23 protein-coding genes are annotated in these 23,956 nt (G+C 33.4%); 16 read left to right on the forward strand and 7 right to left on the reverse strand.

The window, feature by feature from the left end:
• Nucleotides 1–40 precede the first annotated feature (40 nt).
• Nucleotides 41–1,705, reverse strand: a complete 1,665-nt coding sequence (gene gldG / locus ABID42_RS22690; protein WP_367285609.1) for a gliding motility-associated ABC transporter substrate-binding protein GldG — start codon at nt 1,703–1,705, stop codon at nt 41–43.
• 244 nt (nt 1,706–1,949) lie between these two features.
• On the opposite strand from gldG, the gene ABID42_RS22695 reads away from it, so the two are divergent.
• The 5 genes from ABID42_RS22695 (at nt 1,950) to ABID42_RS22715 (ending at nt 5,845) form a co-directional block, all read left to right on the forward strand.
• Nucleotides 1,950–2,330: a LytR/AlgR family response regulator transcription factor gene (locus ABID42_RS22695; RefSeq protein ID WP_367285610.1), complete on the forward strand. Its 381-nt coding sequence runs from the start codon at nt 1,950–1,952 to the stop codon at nt 2,328–2,330.
• Nucleotides 2,331–2,689: 359 nt separating this feature from the next.
• The gene (locus ABID42_RS22700) at nt 2,690–3,088 is read left to right on the forward strand and encodes a sugar 3,4-ketoisomerase (protein ID WP_323255925.1); all 399 of its coding nucleotides are present in this window, start codon (nt 2,690–2,692) and stop codon (nt 3,086–3,088) included.
• On the forward strand, nt 3,069–4,157 hold the full coding sequence (locus ABID42_RS22705; protein WP_367285611.1) for a DegT/DnrJ/EryC1/StrS family aminotransferase: 1,089 nt from the start codon (nt 3,069–3,071) through the stop codon (nt 4,155–4,157). The genes ABID42_RS22700 and ABID42_RS22705 overlap by 20 nt, the downstream gene beginning before the upstream one ends.
• Nucleotides 4,158–4,170: 13 nt before the next feature.
• Nucleotides 4,171–5,073, forward strand: coding sequence for a glycosyltransferase family 2 protein (locus ABID42_RS22710; RefSeq protein ID WP_323255920.1), 903 nt, complete (start codon nt 4,171–4,173; stop codon nt 5,071–5,073).
• Entirely contained in the window at nt 5,063–5,845 is a 783-nt protein-coding gene (locus ABID42_RS22715; RefSeq protein WP_367285612.1) for a class I SAM-dependent DNA methyltransferase, read from the forward strand. Before ABID42_RS22710 ends, ABID42_RS22715 begins: the two co-directional genes overlap by 11 nt.
• Nucleotides 5,846–5,875: 30 nt before the next feature.
• Here ABID42_RS22715 and ABID42_RS22720 read toward each other — a convergent pair whose 3' ends face one another.
• Nucleotides 5,876–6,772, reverse strand: coding sequence for a YitT family protein (locus ABID42_RS22720; protein WP_367285613.1), 897 nt, complete (start codon nt 6,770–6,772; stop codon nt 5,876–5,878).
• A gap of 278 nt (nt 6,773–7,050) precedes the next feature.
• On the reverse strand, nt 7,051–8,547 hold the full coding sequence (locus ABID42_RS22725; protein WP_367285614.1) for a glycine--tRNA ligase: 1,497 nt from the start codon (nt 8,545–8,547) through the stop codon (nt 7,051–7,053).
• Between the two features lie 198 nt (nt 8,548–8,745).
• Between ABID42_RS22725 and ABID42_RS22730 the strand changes: the two genes are divergently transcribed.
• The 7 genes from ABID42_RS22730 to ABID42_RS22760 all read left to right on the forward strand — a co-directional run bounded on the left by ABID42_RS22730 (nt 8,746) and on the right by ABID42_RS22760 (nt 13,019).
• Nucleotides 8,746–8,940, forward strand: coding sequence for a type II toxin-antitoxin system VapB family antitoxin (locus ABID42_RS22730; protein WP_367285615.1), 195 nt, complete (start codon nt 8,746–8,748; stop codon nt 8,938–8,940).
• Nucleotides 8,937–9,347, forward strand: a complete 411-nt coding sequence (vapC, locus tag ABID42_RS22735) for a type II toxin-antitoxin system VapC family toxin (RefSeq protein ID WP_367285616.1) — start codon at nt 8,937–8,939, stop codon at nt 9,345–9,347. The genes ABID42_RS22730 and vapC overlap by 4 nt, the downstream gene beginning before the upstream one ends.
• The gene (locus ABID42_RS22740) at nt 9,344–10,300 is read left to right on the forward strand and encodes a glycosyltransferase family 9 protein (RefSeq protein ID WP_367285617.1); all 957 of its coding nucleotides are present in this window, start codon (nt 9,344–9,346) and stop codon (nt 10,298–10,300) included. Before vapC ends, ABID42_RS22740 begins: the two co-directional genes overlap by 4 nt.
• Nucleotides 10,293–10,499, forward strand: coding sequence for a hypothetical protein (locus tag ABID42_RS22745; RefSeq protein ID WP_367285618.1), 207 nt, complete (start codon nt 10,293–10,295; stop codon nt 10,497–10,499). Before ABID42_RS22740 ends, ABID42_RS22745 begins: the two co-directional genes overlap by 8 nt.
• Nucleotides 10,489–10,992, forward strand: a complete 504-nt coding sequence (locus tag ABID42_RS22750; protein WP_323255904.1) for a DUF6169 family protein — start codon at nt 10,489–10,491, stop codon at nt 10,990–10,992. The genes ABID42_RS22745 and ABID42_RS22750 overlap by 11 nt, the downstream gene beginning before the upstream one ends.
• Nucleotides 10,993–11,877, forward strand: a complete 885-nt coding sequence (locus tag ABID42_RS22755) for a carbon-nitrogen hydrolase (RefSeq protein ID WP_367285619.1) — start codon at nt 10,993–10,995, stop codon at nt 11,875–11,877.
• A 164-nt stretch (nt 11,878–12,041) separates the two neighbouring features.
• The gene (locus ABID42_RS22760) at nt 12,042–13,019 is read left to right on the forward strand and encodes an acyl-ACP desaturase (RefSeq protein WP_323255900.1); all 978 of its coding nucleotides are present in this window, start codon (nt 12,042–12,044) and stop codon (nt 13,017–13,019) included.
• Between the two features lie 149 nt (nt 13,020–13,168).
• Here the strand turns inward: ABID42_RS22760 and secA are convergent, their stop codons facing one another.
• Complete coding sequence (gene secA / locus ABID42_RS22765) at nt 13,169–16,543, reverse strand: preprotein translocase subunit SecA (protein WP_323255898.1); 3,375 nt, start codon at nt 16,541–16,543, stop codon at nt 13,169–13,171.
• A gap of 348 nt (nt 16,544–16,891) precedes the next feature.
• Between secA and ABID42_RS22770 the strand changes: the two genes are divergently transcribed.
• A complete protein-coding gene (locus tag ABID42_RS22770; RefSeq protein WP_323255896.1) occupies nt 16,892–17,368 on the forward strand; it encodes a hypothetical protein in 477 nt (158 codons plus the stop codon).
• Nucleotides 17,369–17,463: 95 nt separating this feature from the next.
• Here the strand turns inward: ABID42_RS22770 and ABID42_RS22775 are convergent, their stop codons facing one another.
• The 3 genes from ABID42_RS22775 to ABID42_RS22785 all read right to left on the reverse strand — a co-directional run bounded on the left by ABID42_RS22775 (nt 17,464) and on the right by ABID42_RS22785 (nt 21,309).
• On the reverse strand, nt 17,464–18,093 hold the full coding sequence (locus ABID42_RS22775; RefSeq protein ID WP_367285620.1) for an NUDIX hydrolase: 630 nt from the start codon (nt 18,091–18,093) through the stop codon (nt 17,464–17,466).
• A 91-nt stretch (nt 18,094–18,184) separates the two neighbouring features.
• On the reverse strand, nt 18,185–20,143 hold the full coding sequence (locus ABID42_RS22780) for a M1 family metallopeptidase (RefSeq protein ID WP_367285621.1): 1,959 nt from the start codon (nt 20,141–20,143) through the stop codon (nt 18,185–18,187).
• Between the two features lie 89 nt (nt 20,144–20,232).
• Nucleotides 20,233–21,309 carry an acyltransferase family protein gene (locus tag ABID42_RS22785; RefSeq protein WP_367285622.1) on the reverse strand — a complete coding sequence of 359 codons (1,077 nt, stop codon included), beginning with the start codon at nt 21,307–21,309 and terminating at the stop codon, nt 20,233–20,235.
• Between the two features lie 159 nt (nt 21,310–21,468).
• Between ABID42_RS22785 and ABID42_RS22790 the strand changes: the two genes are divergently transcribed.
• From ABID42_RS22790 to ABID42_RS22800, 3 genes are all read left to right on the forward strand, one after another.
• Nucleotides 21,469–21,801: an ArsR/SmtB family transcription factor gene (locus tag ABID42_RS22790; RefSeq protein ID WP_367285623.1), complete on the forward strand. Its 333-nt coding sequence runs from the start codon at nt 21,469–21,471 to the stop codon at nt 21,799–21,801.
• A gap of 26 nt (nt 21,802–21,827) precedes the next feature.
• Nucleotides 21,828–22,439 carry a low molecular weight phosphatase family protein gene (locus tag ABID42_RS22795; RefSeq protein WP_367285624.1) on the forward strand — a complete coding sequence of 204 codons (612 nt, stop codon included), beginning with the start codon at nt 21,828–21,830 and terminating at the stop codon, nt 22,437–22,439.
• 201 nt (nt 22,440–22,640) lie between these two features.
• The gene (locus ABID42_RS22800) at nt 22,641–23,777 is read left to right on the forward strand and encodes a helix-turn-helix domain-containing protein (RefSeq protein WP_367285625.1); all 1,137 of its coding nucleotides are present in this window, start codon (nt 22,641–22,643) and stop codon (nt 23,775–23,777) included.
• The last annotated feature ends 179 nt before the right edge of the window (nt 23,778–23,956 follow it).

A 23,956-nucleotide genomic window follows, 5' to 3' on the forward strand; every position in this document is an offset into this window, starting at 1 on the left:
TTTTATTCACTCAACGATTATGAGAAAATGAATTAAATACTCAGCGAGTATATTTTCTTTGTCTCCAGAAATTTCTAATTACTCCCAAAACCGCTAAAATAATTACAGGAATAATTAAATTGATTGATTGCCAATAGGTTCTATCATCTTGCAGAGCTGCTTTATCTAAAGGTCTTAATTTGATTTCTTTATTTCTGGCTACAATTACCCCGTTATCATCCAATAAATAGTCAATTGCGTTCAGTACAAAATCCTTGTTGGCAAATGTATTGCCTGAATATTTATCAAAACCAAGTGGGAGAGGAGTATTGTTTTTTTTGTCAAAATCATTCGCAGGAATGTCTCCGTCTGAACAAACAATTATTTTGGAAGCCTTTCCATCAGCTTTAAAAGTATTAAAACGTGAATCACTTGGCAGAATTCTATTTTTGTATAAAGACTCAAATTTTCCTTCTAATAACAGCCCTACAGTTTGTACTCCTGCATTATATTGGCTTGCGTTTAAATCTTTACTGGCAAAATTGTAGCTCATAATTGCTGGAGCCTTTAGTAGCTGCGTATATTGAGACGTCATCAATAGTGGAGTTTTCGAGATTCCATTTGCACGTACAGTGTCAAGAGTACCGACATATTTTGTATAAATAGCATCTAAATTTCTAACAATTGGCGATTTCCCAAAAGTATTTATCAAAGGGAAATATTGCCATTGTGTAAGTTGAATATTAGAACGATCTCCAAAATTTCCGACGTCTAAAGGAATCGCAGCACTCATCTGTGCATCCTTGATAAGATTTGGGTTTAAGCGAACACCATATTTGAATAATAAATCTTCTAGCCCAACACTTTGAACTTGCGCCATGTTTCCTTCACGAGCTACAGAATCTACTTTTACAGCATCGACAAAGAAAATTGCTTTGCCACCATTCATGATAAATTGATCTATTTTGTATTTATCCTCATCATTAAAAACTTGTTCAGGTTTCAAAACGAAAATGGCATCTAAACCGTCTAAGGTAGGTGAATTTCTTAAATCAACTGGATAAAGTTCGTAATTGGGTTTTAAAGCTCCAATTAAATCCAATTGATTCACAGCAGGCAAATTGGTATAATTGATAAAAAAGCCAATCTTCTTTTTTTCTGTAGCCGTTACTCTTTTAATGGCAGAAGCCAATTGGTATTCTACTCCTTCGTAAGATTGATTCAGTATTTCTTGAGGAGACGATAGCTTATTGCCTTTTAATAGTAAAGTAGCAATTTCTTTGTCTTTATAAGTAATAACGGCACCCGGTAAAATTAGACTTTGTGTTCTTTTACCATCTTCATTATTGTAAACATTAGTTGGAGTAATACCTTTTTTGGCGATAGCAGCTATTTTCTCATTTCTTGTTTTTTCATCTTTATATTCAGAGTTCAGGTCGATAAAAGTATATTTAATATTTGTTCCACCGTAGATTTGAAATTCATCAAGAGTTTCCTTTACAGCATTTTCTAAACGTTTGAAACCAGCAGGAATACCTTTTCCTGTGAGATATACTTTTACATATACTTCGTCATCTAGATTTTGTAATAAATTTTTACTTGCTTCTGAAATAGTATAACGCTTTTCTTGGGTTAAATCTAGTCTAAAAAATAAACGACTAGCCAAGAGATTTACTCCCAGTATTGCTACAAAAATGATGATAAACTGAACGCTTTTATTTTTCATTTAATTTCTAAAGAATTTTCCTTCTCTTGACTTCAATTGTGATTAGAATCTCAAAAGGTGTTTATGTTTTACACAGGTATACAAAATTAGTATTTATCTTTTGATTAATTCATTTTAAACGAAGGTTGAAGCAAAACTGTATTGAGAATAAAAAAAAGATAAAGTTTTGTTTCCCTCCCGTTTCGTATTTACGACTAATACTTCAGAAACTTTAGCATTACCACTAACCACAAAAACTGAGTATATGTCATCATTGATAGTTCGTTCCAATTTTGAATTAATTGTAGATTCAAAAAAAAGTTTAGCATTAATAATAGAACAAATAATCATGTTAGAAGCAGAAAGTAATTACACTTTAATCCATACAAAAGATGGAAATAGTTGCTTGTATGCAAGGTGTATTAATGCTTTTGACGAAGAGTTGGCAAAATACGGTTTTTTGCGTGTACACAAATCTTACATTATAAATCCTAAATATGTACTGGATTATGTTAGTAAAGAAAGTAAAATAGTACTTGAAAATAATTTATTTGCACCTGTTGCAAGAAGAAAAAAAAGTATGATAAGAGTCTCGTCAATTCGTAAAATTGTTGGGAAATACCCTCGAATGAATATTAATCTCTAAATCTATCTCTTACAATTGCTAGGCAGTAATCTATTAAAAATAGTTACTGCCTTATTTGTTTAAAAGGTGTTAGGTTTGAGTAAAATCAAATACCAATTTCTAAACCTTTTGGAAAATAGAATTATGTAGCCTATCTTTGAAATAGCTACTTTTAAGTGTAAAGTATTTAAGCTTTGCACAATCTTAAAAAACTATTTAGTAATTAGACAGATTTAGCTGTTTACTTTATCTAAATAAACGATGCTCATGAGCATTCCGTTTTTATCCAATTCAGAGTATTATTAATTAAACCATCAATGTTATTTAGCTTAATTCTACTTAAGCTTCATAGCTTTCGTATGGAAAAAACAAAATTTTCAATGAGTAAATTTCTTGAATTACAATGTTTTGATTCTGAATCAGGTTCTCTAACAGTCTTTGAAAAACACCTTCCGGGAAGTATAAAAAGAGTTTTTTATATTCATTGTGAAGAAGGAAAGGTGAGGGGTGGACATCGTCATAAAAAAACGTGGCAAGCAATTACTTGTTTGACGGGTAGTTGTAGAATTTATATAAATAACGGACAACATGAACAAGAATACTTCTTGTTTTCACCTAATCAATGTATTATTCTTCAGCCAGAAGATTGGCATATTATGGACTCTTTCTCAAAATCCTGCATTCTTTTAGTATTAGCAAATGAATTATATGATCCTAGTGATTATATTGATGAACCTTATGAATTAAAAACAATGAAAAATGCAGATACCATTTCTTAGTTTAAAATTAATAAATAAGCCGTTTGAAGTAGAAATTCAAAATATTGTAAAAGAAGTTGTTGAAAAAGGATGGTATATCCTTGGTGAGAAAGGTAAAGAATTTGAACAGAACTTTGCAAAATTTTGTGGCGTTAAACACTGTTTTGGTGTTGCTAATGGTTTAGATGCTTTAATTATCATTTTAAAAGCATGTAATTTCCCTCCATCCTCTGAGATTATTGTAGCAGCGAATACTTATATTGCTACGATTCTAGCAATTAAACAAGCTGGGTATATTCCAGTTTTGGTTGAACCTTCTTTAGAAACATACTTAATTGATTCTGATAACATTGAAAAAGTAATCAATTCAAAGACTAAAGCAATTTTAGTTACCCATCTCTATGGCAAATGTTGTGATATGAATAGTATTTCTCATATTGCCCAAAAATACAATCTTCATGTTTTTGAAGATGCTGCTCAGGCTCATGGTGCCAGATATGAAGGAAAAATAGCGGGAAATTTGTCTGATGCAGCGGGCTTTAGTTTTTACCCTTCTAAAAATTTAGGAGCATTAGGTGATGCTGGGGCAATTACGACTAATAATGATGAATTGGCTGAAAAAATCTTAGCTTTAAGGAATTATGGTTCAAGTAAAAAGTATGTATTTGATTATCAAGGCTTAAATAGTAGATTGGATGAAATCCAAGCAGCAATACTGAATCTTAAGCTTCAGCAACTTAATTTGGATAATCAATATAGGCGAGAGATTGCTTGTACTTATCTAAATCAGATTAAAAATGATAAAGTTATTTTGCCTAATATTGATACAATTAATGACGATGTTTGGCATTTATTTATATTAAGAACTGAGTATAGAGATAATTTGATAAAATTTTTGAATTCAAAAGGAATTGGCACTGATATTCACTATCCAATCCCTCCTCACAAACAAAAAGCCTTTGAAGAGTGGAATGATAAATCATTACCCATTACAGAAAAAATCCATAATGAAGTAGTTAGTATCCCACTAAATACAGCTTTGACTGAAAACGAAATTAATTATATCGTAGAAACGATAAATTCATACTAAACCATTTTATTTTATGTTATTATCAGTTGTCATTCCAGTTTATAGAGGTGCAAAAACTATTGGGAAACTGGTTGAGAAACTTCACGAAGAACTGAATCAGTATAGTTTTGAAATTGTATTGGTTAATGACGGAAGCCCAGATGATTCAGAACAAGTTTGTTTAGCATTATCAAAAAAATACAAAAATATTACCTTTGTTTCATTACGAAAAAACTTTGGTGAATTTAATGCTGTAATGTGTGGATTAAATCATGTTCGTGGTGATTATGCAGTAATGATTGACGATGACTTCCAAAACCCTCCATCTGAAATTATTAAATTGTTAGAAGAAGCTGAGAAAACTGGACATGAAGTAATTTATACTTATTACTCAGATAAAAAACATAGTATTTTTAGGAATTTTGGCAGTTGGTTGGTCAATCAACTTGCTACAAGGTTGCTAAATAAGCCAAAAGGACTTTATTTGTCTAGTTTTAAGCTGATTAGCAAAGATATTGTCAACGAAATTTGTCACTATAAAGGACCATTTCCATATATTGATGGAATAATTTTTAGTGTGGTATCTAATGTTGGAAGCGTTCATGTGGAACATTCAGAAAGAGAAGAAGGACGCTCAAATTATACTTTTAGTAAATTGTCAGTACTTTTTCTCACAATTATTTTTGGCTATTCTATTCTTCCTGCAAGGTTTATTTTACTTTCTGGCTTTTTCTTGATTTTACTTTCTTTATTACTTTTTGGCTTAGATATTTGGGGAGTAATGTCTCAATACTCAATTACAGTTTTTATGTTTTTTGGTGGAGTACAGTTAATGTCACTTGGTATTATTGGTGAATACATGGGAAGGATGTTCTTAACCCAAAATAATTACCCACAATATTCTGTGAAATATAAAGTTTTGAGTCATGCTGAATAGTAATATTGAGGAATACAAAGTGATGTTTGAGGCTGAAGAAAAGCTTTGGTGGTATCGTATTTTACACGAAAAAGTTTTGGCAGAAATTACTCAAAAGTATCCTGAAAATTATCAATTAAATATCTTAGATATAGGTTGTGGAACGGGTGGATTGATGAGCTTTTTAATCAAAAAAGGATTTCAAAATATTCAAGGAATAGATTATTCTGAAGCAGCTATTTCTTTTTGTAAGGAACGAAATTTGAATGTTCGAAGATTTGATATTAACTTCTTGGATGAATTTACAAACTCAAATAAGTTTGATGTGATTATCTGTAATGATGTTTTTTACTGTTTAGAGAATGCCCAAATTGTCAATATTTTTCATGCGATACATGGTTTGCTAAAAGATGATGCCATTTTTATTTCTAATAATAATGCTTTTAATATTTTTTGGGGAACACACGATATTGCTGTTGGTGGAAAACAAAGATTTACATTTCATGACATTGAGACTTTATTACCAAAAGAATTGCTGACGATTGATTATTACTCTTATTGGACATGGTTTTTATCTCCTTTAGTCTTAGCTGTAAGATTAAGCCAACGATTGGGAATTGCATTAAAATTAATTGATACAAAAAATGTAGTTTCAGATGTTGAAGTACCTTCCAATTTCATTAACTCATTTTTCTATCACTTAGTAAAAATTGAGGAAAAGATACTTAAAAAAGGCTTTTTCGGAAGTTCTTTATTTATGATGATTTCAAAGAAAAACGGGCTGGTTTCTTAATGAAATCAGCCCGTTTTGAGTAAAATAATTTTAATGTAAAGGTAATTTTTTAATCATTCCACCTTTTACATCATTAATACTTTGTTGTATAATGAAAGCTGATTTATCAATGTTTTCTATTTCATCTGTGAGTTTCTGAATTTCCAGACGAGTAACTACGGTATAGATTATTTCTAAATCTTCATTGAGCTGTCCTCTTTTTCCAAAGCCTCTTTTTCCATTGAAAATGGTTACTCCACGTCCTAATTTTTCAATAATTACTTTTCTGACAGCTTCGCTATGTTCTGTGATGATTGTTACTCCCGTAAATTCTTCAAGACCATGAATTAAAAAGTCGATGGTTTTAGACGCTCCCAAATAAGTAAGCATCGCATACATTGCCGTTTCGATGTTTATTAAAATTGCTGCAGCCGAGAATATAATTACGTTGATAACAATGATAACGTCACCAACACTCAATACTGTTTTACGGCTAATAAATAGGGCAAGTACTTCTGTTCCGTCTAGCACACAGCCACCACGAATGGAAAGTCCGATTCCTGCACCAAGAAAGAAACCTCCAAAAACAGCAATTAGTAGTTTATCCGTAGTAACAATTGGGAAAGAAATAAATGTCAAGCTCAGTGCCAAAAGTCCAATTGCTATTAATGTTTTTATTGCGAAAACTTTTGATACTTGAGTGTATGCCAACCAAATGAAAGGTAGGTTTACAATGATAATTAATACAGGTAAATTGATGTCTGTTAATATATTAATCAACAGTGAAATACCAGTAACGCCTCCATCTAAAAAGTCATTTGGAAGTAAGAAACCCTTAAGCCCGAAGCTTGCAGAAAGTACACCAACGATAACCAATAAAGCATCTTTGCCATATTGAAGTACTAAATTACTTTGTTGCGAAGAATTTTGTAGAATGTGTTTTGTCATAATATTAGGGGTTTAATGAGCTTATTGTGCTTATGAAAATACAAAAAAACTAATAAATCAAACTACTTGACATCAATTATTACTAATGTAATTTGGATGTTTAGTGCCAAAAGGAACTACAAGAAATGAATTCAGGAATTGAAGCAAGGAGAGCTTTAACCAGTTTTTCAATAGAAATGTACAGGTATAACGTATAGAGGTATGTTTTATTGTGCTTAAACAAAATAAAAGGCTTCCGATTTCTCAGAAGCCTTTTATTTAGAATAAATTATGTCAATTTATAATTGTTCAAATACTCTTTCCATGCTGATTGCATAGCCGATTTTTTCACGCAATTCAGAGATTTTTACTCTTTCTTGTTCCATTGTATCACGGTGACGAATTGTTACTGTTTCATCTTCCATCGTTTGATAATCAACTACAATACAGTAAGGAGTACCAATTAAATCCTGACGAGTATAGCGTTTTCCGATTGCTCCGCCGTCATCATAAGTTGTATTGAACGAGCGTTTCAATGAATGGAAAATATCTTGTGCTTTTTCGGCTAAACCATCTTTTTTAACCAAAGGTAAAACGGCAGCTTTGATAGGAGCAACCGATGGATGGAATTTCAAATAAGTACGTTGTTTTTCAGATTCGCCTTCACCAACAGTTTCTTCGGTATAAGCGTTGCAAAGTACTGCTAAGAACAGACGGTCAGCACCTACTGAAGTTTCAACTACATAAGGAATGTAGTTTCCATAAGGTTTACCATTTTCGTCAAGGTCGGCATCAAAATATTGTTGTTTTTTCTTTGAAAGCGTTTGGTGCGCAGTTAAATCGAAAGCAGTTCTTGAGTGAATACCTTCCATTTCTTTGAAACCGAATGGGAATTGGTATTCAATATCCACCGCTGCATTGGCATAGTGAGCCAATTTTTCGTGGTCGTGGAATTTTAATTTTTCAGCAGGTAAACCAATGGCTTTATGGAATTTCAAACGAGTTTCTTTCCAAGCATTATACCATTCCATTTCAGTACCGGGGCGGCAGAAAAATTGCATTTCCATTTGTTCAAATTCACGCATACGGAAAATGAAGTTACGAGCTACAATTTCGTTACGGAAAGCTTTACCGATTTGAGCAATTCCAAAAGGAATTTTCATACGGCCAGACTTCTGAACGTTCAAGAAATTTACAAAAATACCTTGTGCTGTTTCTGGACGTAAGTAAATCAAAGAAGCATCTTCAGAAACCGCACCAACTTGGGTAGAGAACATCAAATTGAACTGACGTACTTCTGTCCAGTTGCCAGTACCTGAAATTGGGCATTTGATATTTTCATCAATAATCAATTGACGAACGCCATCCAATTCACCAGCATCTAATAATCTTGCCATTTCTTGCAACAAAGCTTTTCCTTTTTCAGGATTGCCTTCTGCTTCGTATTGTTCGGCTTTCGCTTCCAATAATTGGTCGGCACGATAACGCTTTTTAGAATCTTTGTTATCAATCATTGGGTCATTGAACGAATCAACATGACCAGAAGCTTTCCAAGTAAGCGGGTGCATAAAGATTGAAGCATCAATCCCAACAACGTTGTCGTTCAACATCGTCATGGCTTTCCACCACAAAGTTTTAAGATTGTTTTTCAACTCAACTCCGTTTTGACCATAATCATAAACGGCTTGAAGACCATCATAAATTTCAGAAGAAGGAAACACAAAGCCATATTCTTTGGCGTGCGAAATGATTTCTTTTAGCGTGGAAGCAGTATCTTGTTGTTTTTGTTCAGCCATGATTTTAATTTTCTTAATCAAACATTACTCTTCAGAAAGGTAAAATTACTTCTGTTTCGCAATCATACAAAGTTATTGCTTTTCTGGGGGAATTTTGGAATAATTCATCAACTTGCTTGTCATAAATATTCAAATTCTCTCAAAATGAAATCTATGTGTATAAAATTTGTTATTTTTGTGTATAAAACTCAGATGATTATGAGAACGAATATTGAAATAAATGATGAAATCTTAAGAGAGATAAATCTATTAAAACCAGCTTCTTCTAAAAAAGAAATTGTAAATATCGCTTTGAAGGAGTACTTGATGTATTTAAAACGAGTGGATTTATTAGCATTAATAGACCAAGGAATTGAATGGGAAGGTGATTTAGAGCAATGGAGAAGCCAATGAAACCAGCTATTATTTTTGATACTTCGGTTTGGATTCAGCTTATTCAACATAAATCAACACCACAAGCTTTGTTACTACGAGAGTACATTGCTGAAAATCAACCCTTGTGGCTGACACCAACAATTTTGCAAGAAATTCTTCAAGGAACAAAAAGTCTTCAAGAATTTGAAAGGTTAAAAACGTCCTTACTAAGTTTTAAATGTTTAGTGTTGAATCCTATTGAAACTGCCATCGAATCAGCCAATTTATATCGTTCACTACGTCAAAAAGGCGTTACTATTCGTAAAGCCAATGATTGTTTGATTGCGGCTTATGCCATTCATTTTAAGGTTGAAATTTGTCATCAAGATTCTGATTTCGACTTAATCGCTGAACATTCTTCTCTGAAAATTACCCAATTTACATGACCAAATTCTTAATTCTTCGTTTTTCTTCGATTGGGGATATTATCCTTACTACGCCAGTAGTTCGTTGTTTGAAAAAACAGTATCCTGATGCAGAAGTACATTTTGTAACGAAGAAATCTTATAAAACTTTAGTAGAAAATAATCCGTACATTGATAAGTACTTTTTGTTGGAGGACAGTCTTAATGATTTGATAAAACAACTAAAAGTAGAACAGTACGACTATGTGATAGATTTGCATAATAATCTCAGAACAAGAATTATTAAGTTTAGATTGGGCGTAAAATCGTATAGTTTTGATAAGTTGAATTTTCAGAAATGGCTTTTGGTAAAGTTCAAAAAGAACATTATGCCACAAGTACATATTGTAGATAGGAATTTAAAAACGCTTGAGCATTTAGGAATAAAAAATGATAATCAAGGTTTAGATTATTTTATTCCTGAAAAAGACGAACTAACTGCTGATTGGTTACCCGAAAATTTCAGAAATACTTATGCAGTTTATGCCATTGGCGGACAACACGAAACCAAGAAATTACCCTTAAACAAAATGATTGAATTTTGTAAAACTATTCAATTACCACTTGTTTTGGTAGGAGGAAAGGAAGATGCAGAGCAAGCTGAAAACCTAATTTCAGCATTTAAAAATGAAACAGAGAAATACATTTTAAATACCTGTGGAAAATGCACTTTAAACCAGTCTGCCTCGTTGATTAAAGAAGCGATGATTGTTTATACACATGATACAGGCATGATGCACGTAGCGGCAGCTTTCAAGAAAAAAGTAATTTCTATTTGGGGAAATACAGTGCCTGAGTTTGGAATGTACCCATATCAAACTAATTTTGTAGCCCTCGAAGTGAAGCACTTAGCTTGTCGCCCATGTTCTAAAATTGGTTATGACAAATGTCCGTTGGGACATTTTAAGTGCATGAATGAAATCAAATTTGAGTAAATTTGTATTGTTAAAAACAAAAGCTATGACGACACAAGAGGAATTTGCAAAACATCAAGCCATTCAAGAAAGAATGGTCTCTATTGCTCAGAAGATGCTGGCAAATAAGAAAGCTTTACAAAAAGAAATTCGTGAGGATTTGAAAAATCCATTAATAAAAAACGCTATTGAAGAGCTAAAAAAACGTAATGCAAACTAATAGGAAAGAGGCTTATGAATATATTGCTTTCAAAGATGAAAACAATACATATGCTTTTGTAACAGAGCAGGGTATTGTTTATGAAGTTAAATTCAAGCAGAGTAACTATATTTTTGCAGAGAATTCAAGTTATAATCAATATACTTATGAGTTTGTAATTGAAGTAGCAGAGAATTTAACTCATAAAAAGCCTTCACTTGATTCAAGAATTCCACTAACTATAGCTTTAATCTTCCAAGATTTTTTCACTTTAAAAGAAACAATTGTTGTATATATCTGTGATAATTCAGATAGCAAAGCTACTGCTCGCAACAGAAAATTTAGCCAATGGTTTGAGCAGTATAATAAGTTGAGTTTAATGAAAATTGATTTTGTTTTTGGGACAAATTTTGAAAAATATTTTACTTCACTGATTATGCGAATTGATAATCCAAACATGGTGGAAATTATTGGAGAAATTCAAGATTTGTCCACAAACTACGAGAATAAGTAAATGTCAAAAAAAATTAACATCGGACTTGTCCAAATGTCTTGTACAGAAAACGTACAAGAAAATATGCAAAAAGCGATTCAAGGAATTCGTGAAGCGGCTCAAAAAGGCGCAAATATTGTTTGTTTACAAGAATTATTTACTTCGTTATACTTTTGTGATGTAGAAGATCACGCTAATTTCAATTTAGCAGAAGCCATTCCTGGCCCATCTACTGATACACTTTCGGTAGTTGCCAAAGAGTTGGGTGTGGTGATTATTGCTTCTTTGTTTGAAAAACGTGCCGCAGGTTTATATCACAACACTACGGCAGTTTTGGATGCAGATGGTTCGTATTTAGGAAAGTACAGAAAAATGCACATTCCCGACGATCCAGGTTATTACGAGAAATTTTATTTTACTCCTGGTGATGCTTCGCCAGAAGATTCAGGTTATAAAGTATTTCAGACGAAATTTGCTAAAATTGGCGTGCTGATTTGTTGGGATCAATGGTATCCAGAAGCATCAAGAATTACAGCTTTGATGGGAGCAGAAGTATTGTTTTATCCAACCGCTATTGGTTGGGACACTAACGAAACTGATCCGAATATCAACCGTGAACAATATAATGCTTGGCAAACCATTCAACGCTCGCATGCAGTAGCAAATGGGGTTCATGTGGTTTCTGTGAATAGAGTAGGACGTGAGGCTGACCAACAATTTTGGGGTGGAAGTTTTGTAGCAAATCCTTTTGGTACATTACTTTATTTGGGTTCGCACGAACAAGAAGAAGTGCATGTTCAGGAAGTAGATTTAGCTAAAACTGAGTATTATCGTTCTACTTGGCCATATCTCAGAGACCGCCGAGTGGATAGTTATCATCCAATTACGAAAAGATTTATTGACTAATCTGAATAATATTTAATTCTATGTCGTAATAATGATAATTATCATTCTACCATTTATATAATATTCAGTACCTTTGTAAAATTCGGTAGCGAAAATAGGATAGTTTTTGTGATGATAATAAACTTTTGACCGATACTCTTTGTCCCCCAAACCACAACAATTAAATGGAAAAGCGAAATGAAAGAATTGAAGTAATGAATCACCTTGCCGTTAATATGGACGACATCGTGAACAAATACCTCATTCCGATAGATACTAACTGGCAACCTTCTGATTTTTTACCAGATGCTAGTAAGGAAACATTTTTTGATGAAGTAAAAGAACTTCAACAAGCTGCTCGTGAACTACCTTATGATTATTGGGCGGTTCTTATTGGTGATATGATTACTGAGGAAGCTTTACCTACTTATGAATCTTCTATCATGGTGGTTGAAGGTGTAGATATGATTAATGAACCACAAGGTTGGGCTAGATGGACTCGTGCTTGGACGGCTGAAGAAAATCGTCATGGAGACTTATTAAATAAGTATGTATATCTTTCTGGTCGTGTTAATATGAAAGCTGTTGAAATCTCAACGCAATACTTAATTGCTGATGGTTTTGATATTAAAACAGATGACGACCCATACAAAACTTTTGTATATACTTCATTTCAAGAATTAGCAACCAATATTTCGCATCGTCGTACTGCTTCATTGGCTAAAAAACATGGTAATAATTCATTGTCAAAAATGTGTGCAATGATTGCGGCTGATGAAATGCGTCATCATAAAGCTTATAAAAGTTTTATCACTAGTATTTTTGAAATTGACCCTTCGGAAATGATGATTGCTTTTGCAGACATGATGAAACAAAAAATTGTAATGCCTGCTCACTTTTTACGTGAAATGAATGGCGAGAAAAGCGGTGTATATGGGCATTTTTCTGATGCAGCACAAAGACTTGGCGTTTATACAGGGAAAGATTATATCGAAATTACAGATTTGTTATTGAAAGATTGGAATATCTCAACAATGACAGGTTTGAGTGGACCAGCGGCAAAAGCACAAGATTATTTAATGCGTTTACCAGAACGTTTAACTCGTTTAACAGACAGAATCAAAGTTCCTGAACTAGAATATAAATTTAGTTGGATTCATTAAGATATTCTTTACATAAAAAAAGCCTCAATCTTTCAGGATTTGAGGCTTTTTTTATGCACTTTTTGGAATATTACATTTAAACAAAAAAACATCCGTTCAATTCAGATAATTAATCATGAATTAAACGGATGTTCAGAATAAATATTTATTTAGGCAATTACTACTGCAATACCTTTTTCTACATCTTGTTCAACTGTTTTATACTTGATGTTTTCTTTGATAGAACCATCACGATATTGAACAGTTACTCTTTGATTACGGTCGGCAATTTTGATTGCTTGTCGTGGAGCAATTTTTTCAACTACTTGAGCACTCGGGTCATGATAGTCATTTTCGTCACCTCTGCCGCCAGCCAAACCGCCCAATAATGATGAAATCGCTTCATCTTTTTGTACTTGCAGTTTTGGCTGTTGTGCTTGGCGTGTCGGAGCCACAGGAGTAGATGCTTCTTGAATTTCTGGCATATCAGCTTTCATCAAGAAACTTACTGTATCTAAATTGATTCTGCTCAAGAAACGTTCAAATAATTTTACAGCTTCAAATTTATAGACTAACAATGGGTCTTTCTGCTCGTAACTTGCGTTTTGAACCGATTGTTTCAAGTCGTCCATATCACGTAAATGTTCTTTCCATTCTTGGTCAATCAAACTCAAAGCGATTGATTTTTCCATTTCCTGAATCAATTTACGTCCGTTAGTATCAAGAGTTTCTTGTGCATCAGCAAATAATTGAGATACCATTGTTCCACTTACTAATGGCACTTGCATACCCGCATATCCGTGAGTAATGGCTTCTTTTGCAAAAGCAACTACTTTTTCAGCCAAGCCTTTGTTTTTGATATGATATTGCTTTTCGGCAGCATCATATAAACGAGTAGTGCGTTGTTGTGTATTTAATTTGCCAATTTCTTCACGAGTAAACGGAGGTTCGATGCCTAAAATTTCAATACAACGTAATTCTAACTCATCATAACTTACGTTATTTTGGATGATTTCAGAACAAACATCATATGTATTATTAGCAATATCTAAAGCCAAACGTTCTCCGAAAAGGGCATTCTGACGACGCTTATAAATAGCATTACGTTGATAGTTCATTACGTCATCGTATTCCAAAAGACGTTTACGAATACCAAAGTTATTTTCTTCTACTTTTTTCTGAGCTCTTTCTACCGAAGAAGTAATCATAGAATGTTGAATTACTTCGCCTTCTTCCATACCCATTCTGTCCATTACTTTAGCGATACGGTCTGAACCGAATTTACGCATTAAGTCATCTTCTAATGAAAGGAAGAATTGAGAAGAACCAACATCACCTTGACGACCCGCACGACCTCTCAACTGTCTGTCAACTCTTCGTGATTCGTGTCTTTCTGTACCAACAATTGCTAAACCGCCTGATGAACGAGCTTCTGGCGATAATTTAATATCTGTACCACGACCCGCCATGTTAGTAGCAATTGTTACTTTTCCTGCTTGACCAGCTTCTGCAACGATGTCAGCTTCACGAGCGTGTTGTTTGGCATTCAATACATTGTGTTGAATTTTACGAATCGTAAGCATACGGCTTAATAATTCAGAGTTATCAACCGAAGTAGTACCCACCAATACTGGGCGACCTGCATTAACTAATTCTTGAATTTCGTCGGCTACGGCATTGTACTTTTCACGAACTGTTTTGTAAACTTTATCTTCGTGGTCAAAACGAGAAATTTTACGGTTTGTCGGAATCGTAACAACATCTAATTTATAAATCGTCCAGAATTCACCTGCTTCAGTTTCAGCTGTTCCTGTCATACCACAAAGTTTGTGATACATTCTAAAGAAGTTTTGCAAAGTAATCGTTGCATAAGTTTGCGTAGCATCTTCGATATTTACGCCTTCTTTTGCTTCAATCGCTTGGTGCAAACCGTCAGAATAACGACGACCTTCCATGATACGACCTGTTGATTCATCAACGATTTTTACTTTACCATCTGTTTCGTCAACGATATACTCAACGTTTTTCTCAAATAAAGTAAAAGCTTTCAACAATTGGCTAACCGTATGAATGCGTTGTGTTTTGGCAGAATAATCACGAATTAAAGCTTCTTTCTTGATTAAACGTTCTTGTTCTGTGATGCCAACTGCTTGTTCGATTTGATTCAAATCAACAGAAAGGTCAGGAATAACGAAGAAATCTGGATTTTCAACCATGCGAGTCATAAAGTTCAGACCTTTTTCTGTCATCTCTACTTGGTTGTTTTTTTCTTCAATCGTAAACATCAACGGTGCATCAGCTTCTGGCATTAATTTTTGATTATCAGCCAAATAGATATTTTCCGTTTCTTGTAAAATCTGTTTGATACCTGTTTCCGACAAGTATTTAATTACTGGTCTTGCTTTTGGTAAACCTCTGAATGCACGGAAAAGCGCTAACCCACCATCTTTTTTGTTACCAGCCGCAATCAATTTTTTAGCTTCTACCAAAAAGTCTTGCACCAATTTCTTTTGTTGCTCAACCATGCGAGCCACCAAAGGATTGAAAGCATCAAATTCTTGTTCATCACCACGAGCCATTGGTCCACTGATGATTAAAGGAGTACGAGCATCATCAATTAACACTGAATCGACCTCATCGACCATCGCAAAATGATGCTTGCGTTGTACTTGCTCTTCTGGAGTACGTGACATATTATCACGTAAGTAATCGAACCCAAATTCGTTGTTGGTTCCGTAAGTAATATCTGCTAAATATGCTTGGCGACGTTCTTCTGTATTAGGTTCGTGCTTGTCGATACAGTCAACAATTAAACCGTGGAATTCAAAAAGCGGGGCATTCCATTCAGAGTCACGTTTTGCTAAGTAATCGTTTACGGTTACTAAATGTACTCCTTGTCCAGCCAAAGCATTCAAATAAGATGGTAGAGTAGAAACTAAAGTTTTACCTTCACCCGTTGCCATTTCGGCAATTTTACCTTGATGAAGTACAACACCACCAATTAATTGAACATCGTAGTGAATCATATTCCACTCGATTTCATTACCTGCTGCAAGCCATTTGTTATGCCAGATGGCTGTATCACCAACAATTTCAACGTTTTTCTTTTTAGCAGCGATAAATTTATCGTGAACAGTAGCCGGAACTTCTAGCTTTTTATTTTCGGTAAACCTTCGAGCAGTTTCCTTCACCACGGCAAAAGCCTTTGGAAGAATTTCGAGTAATACTACCTCTAATTGTTTATCACGATCAAGCTGTAATTTATCAATTTGATTGAAAATCGTTTCTTTAGCATCAACAGACATCTCTTGATTGGCTTCTACTTCTAATTTTAAATCAGAAATATCAGCATCAATTTTAGCAAGGTTTTTCTGTATAATTGCCTTTAGGTCAGCGGTTTGTTGACGAAGTTGTTCGTCAGAAAGATTACGAAGTGAAGCAAACTCGGCATTGGTTTTAATCACATAAGGCATCAATTCTTTGATGTCTCTTTCTGATTTTGTACCAAACAGCTTTGTAACTGCTTTTGTGATTGAATTTATCATTGTGTTGGGTTTTAATCATTTAGAAGTAATGATTGAATTAATTTCGTCAATCATTTGTATTACAAACTAAAAATAGAATACTTACAAATTTAGTTCATTCAACGCTTTTAAAAACAATTTCCTTGTAATAATATTGCAGATTGCTATTTTCTAAAATATGAAAAATAGCCGCTTTTAAAATAACGTCTTTATAATCAGTGATTTACATCGTTTATGCTTTAGTGGCAATTTCAAAAGCTAAAATGAGCTTTATTCAATATATTTTAAAGATTAGTAAATGTTAACTAAAAATATAGTTTTAAAAATATTTTATCTATATTTAAACTTTGATATTAAACAACACAAGTAATGGAACAACCATATCCACGTCGCCGTCCACCTCGTCCGAAATTAAAAATGCCTTTGATTGGCAATATGCTTGGTGGTTCAGATAACTCTTCAAGTAAAGACACAGGTATTTTATCAAGTAAATTAACACCATTAATTATTGCGGCGGTAGTAATTATTTATGGGATTGATTATTTCAGAACCAAAAATGATACTCGTAGGGTGTATCAAGGTGTTTCTGATATAAAAGAGATGGCTTGGGAAGGAAAAATTATTAAAAAGTGGGTTAATATTATTCCTCCAGACAATGAGATTCACTATGTTTTCCAACTAATTGATGCCAAAGGAGAAGTACAAACAGTAGATTTGGGAAATGAAAAAACTGGTTTAGGTGATTTTGTAATGCCAAAAAATACGTTAATCAAAAAAGCTGGAAGTTTAGACGTAACGATAAAAAGGTATTTTAAGAACGATACGACGATTGTCTTGAAGTATTGAAAAAGCTTTGAGCTGTGAGCAATGAGCTTTGAGTTTTTGCATTAATTAAAAATATAAAAACTCAAGGCTGATAGCTCAAAGCTCATTGCTTACAGCTAATCAAAATATACTTCTTTGTTTGGATTATTCTTGTAATCAAACATCATCTGAATTTGAGATTCAAGATTTCGTGGTTCAGAAAGAGGAGGAAGTTGTTCAGAAGCGAAGTACTGAATATCAGAAGTTTCCATCGTGTCTTGCGAAATCTCCCCACCAATTTTCTCACAAAGAATAAAGAGTTTATAAACATACCAAGCTTCTGCTGGATGTGGATGATTTTTCTTATCCATCACCGCCAAAAGTCGAACTGTTTTTACATCCAAACCAGTTTCTTCTTTTACTTCTTTTACGGCAACTTCCGAAGGCGTGTAACCGACATCAGCCCATCCACCTGGTAAAGCCCAGCGGTCATCCACCCTTTCTTTGACCATCAAAATTTCATTTTTTTCATTAAAGACCACTGCTCTAACATCCACTTTCGGTGTTTGATAGCCATCTCTTTCTTCGGTGAATAAAGCACCAATTTTTTCAACAGGTTCGTCAGAAAGTTTACTTAGAATTTGAACACTGAGGTCAGATAATTCTTGATAACGGTCTTGATCGTAAGGACTTTGGCTATAAAATAATCCAGCTTGCGCAATTGCTTGAATTCTTTTTGCCATTGCTAACCATTCTGTGTTTTGCATGATAGGTAATGTTAAGAATAATAGTATGGATGAGTTTATAAAATTAAATAAGGATTAGCCAATCGACTAATCCTTATTTGATTTAAAAGCTTTAATTCGGTTTAGGAGCTTTATAATTTAAAGGTTTCCAAGTATTATTTTTTGAGTTGAAATCTGGGAAAACGTGATCTGGGTCTATCGTTACAGATTTCAACGGTAAGTTGGTTGTGGTTTTAAAAGTCCAAGTACCGCCTCTTTGCCAAATTTCTACAGGTAGTGTTATTCTTTCTTTTGTTCCACCTACCATTTCCATTTCTACAACGGCTGGCATCGCTAATTTTTCTAAGTTTTCAATGATGATAATTGCACCATTTTTAGGGTCTTGTTCGATGTATTGAACATCTTTTACAGATTGGTCAAGTTTCCAAGTTTCATAGAACCAACCTCTCCAGAACCAAGATAAATCTTCGCCAGCGGCATCTTCAATCGTCTTAAAGAAATCATAAGGCGTTGGATGTTTGAAAGCCCAACGTTTGATGTATTCACGGAAAGCATAATCGAAACGTTCTTGTCCAAGTACTTGTTCACGCAAAACCTTTAAACCAATGGCTGGTTTATAATAAGCTTCATAACCCAAACCATTTGGTTGAATTACATCAGGAATATTCATGATAGGCTCAGCAGAATCTCTGAAAAGCTGTTTAGACATTTGGTGCATGTCCATTTTATTACCTTTGTATTCTCCGCTATTAAAATTATCGGTTGAATAAAAATTGATAAAAGTATTGAAACCTTCGTCCATCCAAGCAAATTTACGTTCGTTTGTACCTACAATCATCGGGAACCAGTTATGACCAAATTCATGGTCGGTTACTCCCCAAAGACTTTCAGTTTGGTCACGCATTCCACAGAAGATAATGCCCGGATACTCCATTCCGCTAATTGAACCTGCCACATTGGTTGCCACTGGATAAGAATATTCGTAAAGCCATTTAGAGTAATATTCGATTGAACCTTTTACATATTCAGTTGAACGAGACCAAGCTTTATCTCCTGCTGATTCTGCTGGATATGCCGACATTGCCAAACATTTTTTGCCACTTGGTAAATTAATTTTGGCAGCATCAATGATAAATGATTTTGAGCTGGAAAAAGCAACATCACGAGCATTGTTACAACGGAATTTCCAAGTAATTTTTCCTTCTTTTTTAGGACGAGAACTAGGGCTTCCTACTTCATCTTTTCCTAAAATTATTACGGTTTTATCACTATTAGAAGCTTCTGCAAAACGCTTAATTTGCTCGGCTGTCCAACATTCACTCGGATTTGTTAATTCTCCAGAACCGACAACAATATGTGAAGAAGGAACAGTTACTGCATATTCAAAATTGCCATATTCTAAGTAAAACTCTCCTGCACCTAAGTATGGAAGTACATTCCAGCCTTCGATATCATCATAAACTGACATTCTTGGATACCACTGAGCCATTTCATAAATCGTTCCTTGGTTTACTTCTTGCGTTCCCATTCTGTCTGAACCATATTTTGGAATTTTGAAAGAATATGAAATTTTAATTTTCGTAATTCCTGTGCGCTCAATGATTGGCGTTGCCAATTTGATTTGCATACGAGTATCATTCACATAAAAATCAGCAGGTTTTCCGTCGATACTTACTGATTTTATTTGATAACCGCCTTCAAAACTTGTGTTTCCGAAGCGTCCGCCGTTGATGGGAGTTGTCAAACCACCACGAGATTTTGTATTGAATTGATTTTGGTCTAACTGTAGCCACAAGAAATTCAGTTTATCAGGCGAAGCATTTTTATACGTAATTTCTACATCGCCTTCTACCGTATTTTTTTCATCATCTAAAGCGATGTTGATTTTATAATCAGCTGAGTTTTGCCAATAAGTACTTCCCGGAGAACCCGTTCCACTTCTGGTTGGAGTAGAAAGTGTATAATTGAACAAAGGATTGAACAAATCGTATTGACTATAATTTGATTTTTGTTGTGAAAACAGATTGCCTGAACTCATGAGCAAGCAAGCTGCAAGGAGTATTTTTTTCATTTTTGATGAATTATGGGAAAATTATTAAATAGTTTATCTAAAGTACTTAAATGTTTGGGGTGATAAATAGCTTAAATATGATTTGGAAATCAACTATAAGACTTTAGCTTTTCTTTCATTTTCTTACTTAATGGAATATCGACATAATTTGTAATGAGCGTCGCTATTAGTATCGAAATTGGTAAAGTTATGAATAGTGCTGCAATCCAAAAATTGAGATGAAGTTTATTTACTAATATTGGTAACAAAAATTGTAACGAAATATATTGATGTGTAAGGTATAAAGCGAAGGAGATTTTTCCCAAAAATAAAGTCAATTTAGAAACGATAAAATTTAATTTATGATTGACGAAAAGTATAAATAGTGTAAAGTAAATACAAATCATTATGGCATATTCTTGGTGATTGATGAAATGATGAGATCTGCCCGAATGCTCAAAAAGTAGATATTGGGCAATCAAACACAATATAATGATGGCATAATTGCTAATTTTCTGTTGATTATTAATATAAATTTTATAAAATACTGTTCCTGCTAAAAAGAGAGGAATGTAAGGTAATAATGGTATCCAATACAGAATTGCTTTTACAATGTTATGATTTCCCCAGAAAGAAGTGAGGATTACAATTGATATTGAAGTGATTAAACCTAAAATATTAAGCAGTTTTAATAAGTTGAATTGATATAAAAGAAGTATCAAAATATAAAAAAGCATTTCAATAATCATAGTCCAATAAGGACCGTCAAGGTCTGGAATACCTAAATAATATTGAAACATTGTAAGGTTTCCTGCATAATTTAAAAACTCATTGATTGGATGGAAATCAAGTTTGAGTAATAAAGTTTTGCAGATAATTAACAAAAAAGTGAAAGTAACAGCACACCAATAAGTTGGATATAACCTACTTACTCTGTTAATGATAAAATCTTTACTTTTGGAGACTCTGTTTAAACTCATGAAAATCACAAAGCCACTGATGATGAAAAATAAATCAACACCAGTTGTACCTAATTTGAATCCCCATTTGGACTCTTCTCTCCCCATTGTAAAGTGAAATAGAACAACAGAGAGCGCCGCTATACCTCTCAAAGCATCAAGTTCAAGTAATCTATTATTAGTGTTTTTTGTTGTTGTACTTGAATCTTTACTATTATTAATAATCATTATTTAATTTATAAATGGGTTATGTATTGATTTTATTTTATCACTATTTACCTTTTGGAAGCAAGGTATTTATTATTCTTGCTTGATGCAATTTTCATAATTTCTTTTTTTGTTTTAATATCTTAATCGTAATATTGCGATTAAAACAAATGATTCATAATGGGAGCAACTAAAACAGACCATTTTACCGAACGCCAAAATCAGCTGGCAATACTCGCCAAAGCGATTGCACATCCCGCCAGAATTGCTATTTTGGATTATTTGATTAAAGTTGATTCTTGTATTTGTGGAGATATTGTAAATGAATTGCCACTAGCACAACCAACTGTTTCTCAGCATTTAAAGGAGTTGAAAAATGCTGGATTGATAAAAGGCGATATTGAAGGAAATGCCATTTGCTATTGTATCGACGAAAATACTTGGAAGCAGTTTCAAGATATTTTAAATGCTTTTTTCAATGGATACACGCCCAAAGCTAAATCTTGTTGCTAAAATTTTAACCTTAATTCTTAACAAAAATGTATTCTTCAATTAAGCAAATATGTGATGAATTAATCAATTCATTTGATGCTATTCCGGAACAAAGAAAATCTTTACTTTTAAAAATCAGTAAATACATTCAATCAAAAAAAGAGGCAAATTTACCGATTGAGTTAGTTTATGTTTGTACACATAATTCAAGGAGAAGTCATTTTGGACAAGTTTGGGCTGCTGTTGCGGCATCTTATTATGGAATTGATAATGTAAAAACGTACTCTGGTGGTACAGAGGCAACGGCTTTTAATATCAATGCAATTAATGCTTTAAAAAGAATGGGTTTTGTTATCGAAAATGATAATAAAGAAACTAATCCAGTTTACACTGTTCAGTTTGGTGTAAACGAAAGTACTGAGTGTTTTTCTAAAGTATATAACAGCGAAGCGAATCCTAAAGAACATTTTGCTGCCATCATGACTTGCTCGGATGCTGAAGAAAACTGTCCTTTTATTCCTGGAGTAGAATTGAGAATAGGCACTACTTATGACGACCCTAAAGCTTTCGACAATACGCCTTTTCAAGATGCAAAGTATGAAGAACGTTCTCGTCAGATTGCACAAGAAGCTCTTTTTGTCTTTTCAAATATTCAATAAATAATGTCAGCTCAATTCAATTTAGCTTTTTTAGGATTAAAAATTGGCTGATTTATAGTGTTTTTCAGCATTAAGTATTCATTTTCTTCTTTCAGTTTTTACGAGAAACCTCATTTTCTTGAAAAGAATAATTAAATACAGAATTTTTGTAAATTTGACTTTGGGCTTTATTAGATTTTGTGATTTAACTGATATTAGGAGATGATTTTTAATTTGATTGGCTTTGGGAGTGTTTTCTTTTTGCTTGGTTTAGCTATTTTCTTTCTCAAAAATCGGCATAATAATGCAGGAAGTAATCTGTATTTAGGCTTACTTTTTCTACTCCAAGCACTCAGTAATTTTCATTTCTTTATTTTTCGCCTTTCAGATTTTATAAACCATTTTCCATATCTCATCCATTTAAGTGCTGGTTTTCGGTTTCTTTGGGGTGTTTTATTGTATTTTTTTGTACAAACTTTCACGGGTAAAACGATAAAATATCAAGGCAAAACGCTCTTGCATTTTATTCCCGCCATCATTGCTACGATTTTCTTTTATGGAAAATTATTTTTTATTCCTGCTTCCGAAATTCAAGCTTATGTTGATTTAATTAAAGCCGATAAGCATCCTATCAATAGACCTTATCATCTACTTTTATACATTTCTAATGTTGCTTATTTAGTTGCAAGCTTGGTCGAATTGCTAAAATATCGTTTGGCTTTAACAACTTTCTTTTCAAGTATTGATAAACTTAGGTTGGTTTGGTTATACAATGTTTTGCTTTTTTTAGTGATTTTCCACTTTGTTTTACCACTTGGCTATGGCTTATTAACTATACAATTCTTTCCTTATGTGCCTTTGATGCAATTACCTATTTTAAGTTTTGTAGCTTGGAAAGCCTATAGCCAGCCTGAACTGTTTAGTTCTTTGGAAACATTTTCTGAAGTAATATCCGAAAATGAAAATAGGAAATTAGATGAACAAAAAGTGGTGGTATCATTACCTGCTTTGGATGATAGCTTTGCCAATACTTTACTTCATTTTATGCAAGAAAATAAGCCTTATTTGAATGCCGAACTTACCATTAAAATGCTTTCAGACGATTTAGGAATTCCGAGTTATCAATTATCAAAAATCTTGAATCAACATTTTCAGAAAAACTTCTTCGATTTTGTAAATACTTATCGAGTAGAAGAAGCGAAGTTAAAATTAGTTTCCAGCGAATACGAGCACCTTACTTTAGAAGGAATTGGTTACGAATGTGGCTTTAATTCAAAATCCTCTTTTTACGCAGTCTTTAAAAAATACGTAAACCAAACCCCAGCCGAATACCGTAAAGAAGTACTTTTAGCAGTTTGATGAATAAACTCACTCAAAAAAATAAAAAGTAAGAAATATTGATTTTAGGGAACTAACCATCGTAAAACCGCACTTCCATTCACTCATTCACTCATTCACTCATTCACTCATTCACTCATTCACTCATTCACTCATTCACTCATTCACTCATTCACTCATTCACTCATTCACTCATTCAC

It is taken from the genome of Arcicella rosea, assembly GCF_040543805.1.
GTDB lineage: Bacteria > Bacteroidota > Bacteroidia > Cytophagales > Spirosomataceae > Arcicella > Arcicella rosea.

Excerpts from the sequence above, each read along its gene's own strand:
- ABID42_RS22730 (WP_367285615.1), top strand. The coding sequence starts at position 8,746 with ATGAGAACGAATATTGAAATAAATGATGAAATCTTAAGAGAGATAAAT.
- ABID42_RS22695 (WP_367285610.1), top strand. The coding sequence starts at position 1,950 with ATGTCATCATTGATAGTTCGTTCCAATTTTGAATTAATTGTAGATTCA.
- ABID42_RS22705 (WP_367285611.1), top strand. The coding sequence starts at position 3,069 with ATGCAGATACCATTTCTTAGTTTAAAATTAATAAATAAGCCGTTTGAA.
- ABID42_RS22715 (WP_367285612.1), top strand. The coding sequence starts at position 5,063 with ATGCTGAATAGTAATATTGAGGAATACAAAGTGATGTTTGAGGCTGAA.
- ABID42_RS22750 (WP_323255904.1), top strand. The coding sequence starts at position 10,489 with ATGCAAACTAATAGGAAAGAGGCTTATGAATATATTGCTTTCAAAGAT.
- ABID42_RS22795 (WP_367285624.1), top strand. The coding sequence starts at position 21,828 with ATGTATTCTTCAATTAAGCAAATATGTGATGAATTAATCAATTCATTT.
- ABID42_RS22760 (WP_323255900.1), top strand. The coding sequence starts at position 12,042 with ATGGAAAAGCGAAATGAAAGAATTGAAGTAATGAATCACCTTGCCGTT.
- ABID42_RS22700 (WP_323255925.1), top strand. The coding sequence starts at position 2,690 with ATGAGTAAATTTCTTGAATTACAATGTTTTGATTCTGAATCAGGTTCT.
- secA (WP_323255898.1), bottom strand. The coding sequence starts at position 16,543 with ATGATAAATTCAATCACAAAAGCAGTTACAAAGCTGTTTGGTACAAAA.
- ABID42_RS22775 (WP_367285620.1), bottom strand. The coding sequence starts at position 18,093 with ATGCAAAACACAGAATGGTTAGCAATGGCAAAAAGAATTCAAGCAATT.
- ABID42_RS22725 (WP_367285614.1), bottom strand. The coding sequence starts at position 8,547 with ATGGCTGAACAAAAACAACAAGATACTGCTTCCACGCTAAAAGAAATC.
- ABID42_RS22780 (WP_367285621.1), bottom strand. The coding sequence starts at position 20,143 with ATGAAAAAAATACTCCTTGCAGCTTGCTTGCTCATGAGTTCAGGCAAT.
- ABID42_RS22785 (WP_367285622.1), bottom strand. The coding sequence starts at position 21,309 with ATGATTATTAATAATAGTAAAGATTCAAGTACAACAACAAAAAACACT.
- ABID42_RS22770 (WP_323255896.1), top strand. The coding sequence starts at position 16,892 with ATGGAACAACCATATCCACGTCGCCGTCCACCTCGTCCGAAATTAAAA.
- vapC (WP_367285616.1), top strand. The coding sequence starts at position 8,937 with ATGAAACCAGCTATTATTTTTGATACTTCGGTTTGGATTCAGCTTATT.
- gldG (WP_367285609.1), bottom strand. The coding sequence starts at position 1,705 with ATGAAAAATAAAAGCGTTCAGTTTATCATCATTTTTGTAGCAATACTG.
- ABID42_RS22710 (WP_323255920.1), top strand. The coding sequence starts at position 4,171 with ATGTTATTATCAGTTGTCATTCCAGTTTATAGAGGTGCAAAAACTATT.
- ABID42_RS22790 (WP_367285623.1), top strand. The coding sequence starts at position 21,469 with ATGGGAGCAACTAAAACAGACCATTTTACCGAACGCCAAAATCAGCTG.
- ABID42_RS22720 (WP_367285613.1), bottom strand. The coding sequence starts at position 6,772 with ATGACAAAACACATTCTACAAAATTCTTCGCAACAAAGTAATTTAGTA.
- ABID42_RS22740 (WP_367285617.1), top strand. The coding sequence starts at position 9,344 with ATGACCAAATTCTTAATTCTTCGTTTTTCTTCGATTGGGGATATTATC.
- ABID42_RS22755 (WP_367285619.1), top strand. The coding sequence starts at position 10,993 with ATGTCAAAAAAAATTAACATCGGACTTGTCCAAATGTCTTGTACAGAA.
- ABID42_RS22800 (WP_367285625.1), top strand. The coding sequence starts at position 22,641 with ATGATTTTTAATTTGATTGGCTTTGGGAGTGTTTTCTTTTTGCTTGGT.